We start from the raw sequence: 6,860 nt of genomic DNA on the forward strand, positions 1-6,860 counted from the left end.
ATCCCTCGAAAGCCCACCACTCAGCGGGGCACTATCACGACGTGCATCTTCCTCGCACCGAACGCGTCGTAGTTCTCCCGGTGCACCGTGGTGATCTCCCCTTTCAGGACCTCGTCGCGCTGGGCGCGCAGGGAGGCGGGGCGGGTCTTGCGGGCGTAGTAGGTGCTCGGAGCGATCGCCACGCCCGCTTCGCGCAGGGTCTGGCAGATCGGCTCGACTCCGAAGTCGTCCTTGTGGTCGTCGATGAACGGACAGGTCAGCGGGAGGGGCGGCCTGGATCCGTCGCGAAGAAAGCCGACGCGGACTTCCGGATCGAGTTCACGCGCCGCAGCTCGCGGACCTCTTTCTCCAGCTCCTGGATGCGCTGGCTGTCATCGGTCGCGGTCCTGGGCCGCTGGCCGGAATCGATCTGCGCCTGGCGAACCCAACCGCGAAGGGTCTCGGGGTTGATTCCGAGCTGCTCTCCGACCCGGCGAATCGCCCCGCGCCGGGGCTGGTCACCGTCCTCAAGAGCGTCCAAGACCATCCGGATCGCTCGCTCGCGCAGCTCGGTCGGGTACTTACGGGGTGCAGGCATGAGGATGAAGTCCTTTCCATGGCTTCAGTCGCTCCATCATCCCCGGGGCGCAACACCCTCGACCACGCCCTCGCCGCCCACCCGGGGGAAGGCCTCCACCTCTCGCGGAAGTAGTTCCTGCGAGCCCTAAAGCAGCTCTGCACCGCCGAGCACAGGGGTGCACTCGAGGTCCGTGAAGAATCGAGACTAGGCTCCCAGTCATGACACGTCGTGAGTTCGGGATCTTTCTCAACGGTTCGTACGGAGTGGGCAAATCCTCGACGCTCGACCATCTCGCGGACATCTTCGCCGAGGCCGAGCTTCCGTTCAGCCTCTTCGATGTGGACTGGTTCCACCGCTCATGGCCTCCGGCTTCCACTGACCCTCAAAACGTCCTGACGGAGGCCGACAACATTCGTGCGGTGTGGAGGAATTACCGCCAGACGGGTCCGCGGACACCGATCATCGCGGGAGTGTGCACGAAGGACGAGGACCTGGATCGCTACGAAAAGTGCTTCGATCTGCCGCTTCGAATCGTGCACCTCACCGCGTCTTTGGAGGTGGCAGAACAACGGCTGCGCGGACGGTACACCCCAAGCCAGCACCGCGCATTGACCTGGCATCTCGGCGACCAAGAGCGGCTGGCGCGAGAACTTCATCAGCTCCCGTCATACGACCTCGTCGTCGATACCGACCACAAGACCTCAGCAGAAGTCGCCGCACTCGTCTTCGATGAGTTCGCGCCCCAACTGCAGGACTAGCTGTGGCTCGGCGACTTTGCCGGCTGTTCACGAAGGAGAATGGATGAGGGGTCTGAATCCGCCGGCTTCGAGGAGTGATCGGAGCCGGTAGTTGGTGAGGTTGCGGAAGCCGAGGGCGATGCCGCGGAGGTGTTCGAGTCGGCCGTTGATCGCTTCGGTGGGACCGTTGCTGGAGCCGGGGTGGTCGAACCAGGCGAGGATGTCGTCGCGGCGGGCGTGCAGGGTCCGCCCGAGTTGGGCGAGTTCGGCCAGACCGGCCGGCACTGCGGTCTTGATGCGTTCGATGACTCGGCTGAGGAGCTGCCGGCCGGCGCGGCGATCCTCACTGCGGTAGGCGTCGATGATGTCTTGGTAGACCAGCCAGGTGACCTCGACGGCGGCGACGTCGTCGTTGGTGAACAGGGCGTCCAGGCGGGTCTGCTGACGGTCGGTCAGAAGGGCTCGTCCAGTGCGCAGCGTGCGGCGGGCCTTGTAGAGGGGGTCGTCGCGGCGGCCGCGTTCGCCGGTGAGTTCACGTTGGACGCGTTGGCGGGTGGTGTTGAGCTTGTCGCCGGCCAGTGCAACGACGTGGAAGGGGTCCATCACGGTGACGGCGTCGGGGACGGCCTCGGCGGCGGCGGTCTTGAAGCCGGTGAACCCATCCATGGCCACGATCTGCACTCGGGCTCGGAACTCTTGAGTTCGGGCTTCAAGCCACGTCTTGAACGCCTGCTTGGACCGCCCCTCGACCAGGTCCAGCAGTCGGGCGGGGCCGGTGTTGTCCCTGACCGGAGTGAGGTCGATGATCACGGTGACGTACTTGTCGCCCTTGCCGGTGTGCCGCCAGGCATGCTCGTCGACACCGACGACTTCGACGCCGGCGAGTCGTTCGGGGTGCCCGATCAGCATCCGGGTGCCGACCTCGGCGACGGCGGTATGCGCGGTGTCCCAACTGACGTCCAGGACCGCGGCGACACCGCTGACCGGGGTGTGGTCGAGGACCACTTCCGACAGCGCCCACCAGTCCGCTGCCCGGGTGAGTTTCGCACGCGACCGTGCGACGCTGGTCAGCGGTTGGCGCCACAATCGCCGGCAGTCGGCATAGCGATAGCGGGGGACATCGACGTGCAGCCAGGTCACCTTCCGGCCCACCGGCAGGTGCGAGAAGCGGCGCAGGACATGATCGTGCACGACGCCCGGCAGGCCACAGTCGGGGCAGCCGGCATCGGGGGTGGTCAGCGAGCAGAACAGGATCGCCTTGTCGGGCCAGACCTGCTGGGCGGTCACCCGCAACCCCAGCACATCAAGGCGGGCGAAGACGGTCAGATCGGGCGGGGTCACCGGCGGGCACGCCGGCGTGGGTGAGGTAGCGTCAGACATGAGCCTTGTTGTTGCTGGATCGGATTCGACACCCACATCCTCGCGACAACAAGGCTCCTCACCGCTCAGCGCACGCCGTCACCCACCCACCCTCGATTGGGAAGAGCCTCCAAAATGCCCTGAAGACCCGCAGAGGTTGTGTAGTGAAAAAGTCGGGGCGGAACAGCGCCTAGCGACGCTCCTTCGATCTCGTGGCTTCCCATTCGAGCCACGTCTCCTCTCTGGACCGAGGCAGAAACCCTACCGGAACATCGGTGTCGATCTATACCAGCCATGAGAGGCGCCTGGCAACGAGCGCAACGACTCGGATGCAGCTGCTAGCAACACGATGATGGTACATCGGCCAGGCTTCTGCTGTATAGCCTCTCACAAATCAAGGCGCCTGGCTCCGGTCGGCGCACGCGCTGCGGTCGCTCCTCGCTCCGCTTCGGTGCGGTCCTCGCGAGCCACCTCATTGCCTTTCACTCTCGCTCGCGTTCAGCCCGCTGATGTAGGGGCGTCTGCTTCGCCGTCACGTGTCGGCACATGTCACCTCTGTCAGGCGAGGGCAGTCGAGACGACTTGGGCAGCGGCCTCCAACTGCACACGAATCGCCTCGGGGCCCGACCGTAAGCGGTTCTCGCCGTCTCCCTTGGTTGCGATCACCGCCAGCACGCCCATTCGCTCTCCGCTTCGCTTCCTGACCGGCGTGAAGTAGCACAGACGATAATTATCAATGTCCTCGGGCGAGTGGTTTACCCACTCATTCGAAGTGCCCTCATCGGCCCGCTTACGCCGAGCCCAATCTAATAATATCTGAGATCCCACCAGGCCCTCGAACGTTCTAGGGGCCGCAAAGGATCTGTGAGCTGACGCCCACGCATACCCTATGGTTAGGTCTTTTCCAAAGCAGTAGAAGCAGTAGACGAAGGAATCGAGTTCAGAGACGGCAGAAGCCGCGCCCAGCAGTAACATCCGAACGACCGAAACTTGATGCGTGGAGAAAAATGAGTCAAGCCCCCGGACTCCCACATCTGGGCTAGCAATTCCAAGAAACGTTGATGTGGATTCCACTGTTGAAGAGTCCTTGGAAAATCGTACCTCGAACCATTTATCTCCTCCCACCGAAATGGAGCTAATGCTGTAATTCAATATGACAAGGACGGCTCCCAGCGCTAGAGCCGAGAGCCATGCAATGGGCGGGTCCGTCAGCGCAGGAGGGCGGCACACGAGGATCACCTGCTTCTCGACTACCTGATCCTCGCACTGCCGAAACAGTCCAAAGAGGAGTGCTGTCAACGAAGCAACCAAGTAAGTGAAGACGATAATAACCAAGAGCAGCCGACCCCAAGGCTTTGTCGGTTCAACTCTCTCGGTCGTTTCTCCCATGCGTTGAGGTCGTGCATTTCCATTCATCAGTAGGCGCCAGACGAACTGAGAACCGCTTTGGCCGTTCGTGCAAGAATGCTCAGGTCCAGCCACATTGACCAGTTGTCGACATAGTACAAGTCCAACCTAACAGTCTCGTCCCAAGACAGATTGGATCGCCCTGATACCTGCCACAGGCCAGTCACCCCGGGTCGGACACGGAGCCTTCCGCGGGCATCGCTGTCGTACATGACAACCTCACCAGGCAGAGCTGGCCGTGGCCCCACGATGCTCATGTCTCCCTCAAGGACATTCCAGAACTGGGGAAGCTCGTCGAGCGAATAGCGGCGGATAAAACGCCCCACTTTGGTGATCCTCGGATCGTCAGCCATCTTGAAGAGTATTCTATTCGCCGTCCCTTTTTGGTTCATGATCGCTGTCATCCGGGACTCCGGGTCGACCACCATCGACCGGAACTTCAAGCAACCAAATTGCGCACCCCGCAGCCCGATGCGTTGCTGTCTGAATATAGCGGGGCCACCATCTTCAAGCTTTATCGCTAATGCGACAGCGGCCATTGTTGGTGAAAAAAGAATGAGAAAGAATACTGCGGCGATCACGTCGAGTAGGCGCTTGAGCTTATAAGAGGCACGTGCCGCTTGGGGTCGCCTAATATGCACAAGGTGGAGGCCCGCACTCAACTGAACGCTGATCCGCGAGGTGCTGATGTCCGTTAATCCGGAAACCAAAATTGCATCCACGTTATGATCCTGTAGCGCCCAGGTCATGCGGCGGAAAGAACCGCTGTCAGCGAACGATCCCTCGGTGAACATCACAGCGCTTGCTCGATAATCAGCAACGAGGGAAGGAGTTTCTGCCACAGCGCCGAGCACGGGTAAACCGGATGGGGTGAACGCGATATCAGGCTCTGGCACGACCGCGCCAACTACCGTGTAGCCCAACCATCGTTCTCTCTGAAGCACCCGTGCGATTTCATCAACTCGGTTGTTATTGCCCGCGAGAAGCACGGGCGTTGTGAAGATGCCTCGCCTGCGCGCACTGCTAACGAGGCGATTTAGGAGCCAGCTCTGGGCAAGCATGGTCGCCATCATGATGGCGAAAAGCGTGAGGGTAGAATTCCGCGGCAGCCTTTGATCGAGCATGAGGAAGCCTATTGAGGTCAAGCCAAGCGAAATCAGGCCAGCGGCTGAGGCGTGGCTGAGTGCAGTGGTCGTGGTTCGGATCTTGGTGCCGTGCGCGCCCAGAAGGTGCAGCGCCGCAATCCACAAAACCATCAGCACTGTGGCCGCTCCGACTATGGTCACTACGCCGTTGGCGATCACCCACTCTTGTCCGACCGGAGAGGCCAACACGACGGCGCCTGGAAGGGCTAAGGCAGCGATATCACTGGCTAAGCTGATGGCGGGCCATGGTTGGCTGCTGGGTCGCTGCGTCTGTTCGACATCGCGCTGTCCTGCGGCGTGCGCCGACATCCCCACCGAGTGAACATCTCCCTTACCCATCCACTGCTCCCTTCGCGCCATTACGGTGTCGCAGAAGAGTGAACCATGTCAAGGCGGTCTAGGTAGCATCCATGAGCTGTGAACGGGCCGTCAGCAGACGGCGATGTGGAGTCCAACGCTCGAGAGGTAAGGCACGCAAGTCTTGGCTGGGCATGACTGGGATAGTCACGGTGAGGGGGCGGGCGTCTACTGGTCGGCGTCAGCAGAACCATGGACCACAGCGGTCTCAGTTCTGGTCCCGGTTGTCCATGCACGCGGCGTCCGCCATCATAAGTCATCACAGTTGAGGGTGTAGCGGCAGGGTGATCGTGGCGGGGCGTCGGTACTGCGCTTGAGGTTCGAGGCCTCCCGATACTGGAGGTTCTCACGCCACCCATCCGGAAGAGCCCGACGTGACCAACGCTACCGTCGTTCGCCTGACCTGACCACGTTCACCCGCCTCGACGAGCTCGGCTCGGAGGTCGTCGGCCAACACGTGGAACCGCATCGGGCGGTCTTGGCCTGCCGGGTGGTCGACCCGGACCAGTGGTGCCGACGGTGCGGGTGCGTGGGAACACCGCGGGACACCGCGACCCGACGGCCGGCGCACGAGACGTTCGCCTGGCGCCCCACCGTCTTGCTGGTAGCTTGCCGCGCTACCGATGCACCGAGTGTGGGCACGTGAGGCGACAAGACATCAGCCACGCCGCCGAACCGCCGGCCAGGCAGTCGACGTGGTCTGCGGTGGGCGCTGGAGGGGATCGTGGTGCAGCACCTCACACTCGCTCGGATCGCTGGGGGCTTGGGTGTCGTGGAACACCGCCAACGACGTGGTGTTGGCCGAGGGCCGCCGGGTCCTGATCAACGACAAGGCCCGATTCGATGGCGTCGCCGTGCTCGGCGTCGACGAGCGTGTGTGGCGGCACACCAGCAAAGGCGAGGTGTTGGACCCTTTCAACGTCGTCCGGCTGGCCGGTGATGCCCTCGACCAATGCCGAAGACGGATCCAACAGACCCTGCACGGCCACCGTGGCCGCGCTCGTGATCCGCTCTACCGCGCCCGGCGCACCCTGCACACCGGTGCCGGGCTACTCACCGCCAGGCAGAAGACGCGGCTGGAGGCGTTGTTCGCCGGCGACGACCACGTCGAGGTCGAAGCCACCTGGTCCGTCTACCAGCAGATGATCGCCGCCTACGTGAACCCGACAAACCCAAGGGCAAGGCGCTCATGAAGGCCGTCATCACCGCTATCGGCAGCGGCGTGCCCGGCGCCCTACGCGAGGTCATCACCCTGGGCCGCACCTTGATTAAGCGGGCCGCCGACATCCTCGCCTA

Annotated in this window: 6 protein-coding genes and 1 pseudogene; 2 read left to right on the forward strand and 5 right to left on the reverse strand. The window is 62.7% G+C overall.

The window, feature by feature from the left end; translation table 11 throughout:
* Positions 1-20 precede the first annotated feature (20 nt).
* Entirely contained in the window at positions 21-182 is a 162-nt protein-coding gene (locus IFY26_RS13535) for a hypothetical protein (RefSeq protein WP_232549537.1), read from the reverse strand.
* A 74-nt stretch (positions 183-256) separates the two neighbouring features.
* Positions 257-577 (reverse strand): transposase, encoded by a 321-nt coding sequence (locus IFY26_RS13540; protein ID WP_232549538.1) that lies wholly within the window; start codon positions 575-577, stop codon positions 257-259.
* Between the two features lie 200 nt (positions 578-777).
* Here IFY26_RS13540 and IFY26_RS13545 point away from each other — a divergent pair, with 200 nt between their 5' ends.
* Complete coding sequence (locus IFY26_RS13545; protein ID WP_232549539.1) at positions 778-1,317, forward strand: phosphotransferase-like protein; 540 nt, start codon at positions 778-780, stop codon at positions 1,315-1,317.
* 27 nt (positions 1,318-1,344) lie between these two features.
* Here the strand turns inward: IFY26_RS13545 and IFY26_RS13550 are convergent, their stop codons facing one another.
* The 3 genes from IFY26_RS13550 to IFY26_RS13560 form a co-directional block, all read right to left on the reverse strand.
* Positions 1,345-2,676: an ISL3 family transposase gene (locus IFY26_RS13550; RefSeq protein WP_232549540.1), complete on the reverse strand. Its 1,332-nt coding sequence runs from the start codon at positions 2,674-2,676 to the stop codon at positions 1,345-1,347.
* A 537-nt stretch (positions 2,677-3,213) separates the two neighbouring features.
* On the reverse strand, positions 3,214-4,044 hold the full coding sequence (locus IFY26_RS13555) for a hypothetical protein (protein WP_232549541.1): 831 nt from the start codon (positions 4,042-4,044) through the stop codon (positions 3,214-3,216).
* A 26-nt stretch (positions 4,045-4,070) separates the two neighbouring features.
* Positions 4,071-5,546, reverse strand: coding sequence for a sugar transferase (locus IFY26_RS13560; protein WP_232549542.1), 1,476 nt, complete (start codon positions 5,544-5,546; stop codon positions 4,071-4,073).
* A gap of 421 nt (positions 5,547-5,967) precedes the next feature.
* On the opposite strand from IFY26_RS13560, the pseudogene IFY26_RS13565 reads away from it, so the two are divergent.
* A pseudogene (locus IFY26_RS13565) lies at positions 5,968-6,860 on the forward strand (transposase); the annotation flags it as partial.

The organism is Propioniciclava soli (assembly GCF_014858005.1).
In the GTDB taxonomy this organism is placed as follows: Bacteria; Actinomycetota; Actinomycetes; order Propionibacteriales; family Propionibacteriaceae; genus Propioniciclava; species Propioniciclava soli.

Coding starts and splice junctions, on each gene's coding strand:
- IFY26_RS13540 (WP_232549538.1), bottom strand. CDS start 577: ATGCCTGCACCCCGTAAGTACCCGACCGAGCTGCGCGAGCGAGCGATC.
- IFY26_RS13545 (WP_232549539.1), top strand. CDS start 778: ATGACACGTCGTGAGTTCGGGATCTTTCTCAACGGTTCGTACGGAGTG.
- IFY26_RS13550 (WP_232549540.1), bottom strand. CDS start 2,676: ATGTCTGACGCTACCTCACCCACGCCGGCGTGCCCGCCGGTGACCCCG.
- IFY26_RS13555 (WP_232549541.1), bottom strand. CDS start 4,044: ATGGGAGAAACGACCGAGAGAGTTGAACCGACAAAGCCTTGGGGTCGG.
- IFY26_RS13560 (WP_232549542.1), bottom strand. CDS start 5,546: ATGGGTAAGGGAGATGTTCACTCGGTGGGGATGTCGGCGCACGCCGCA.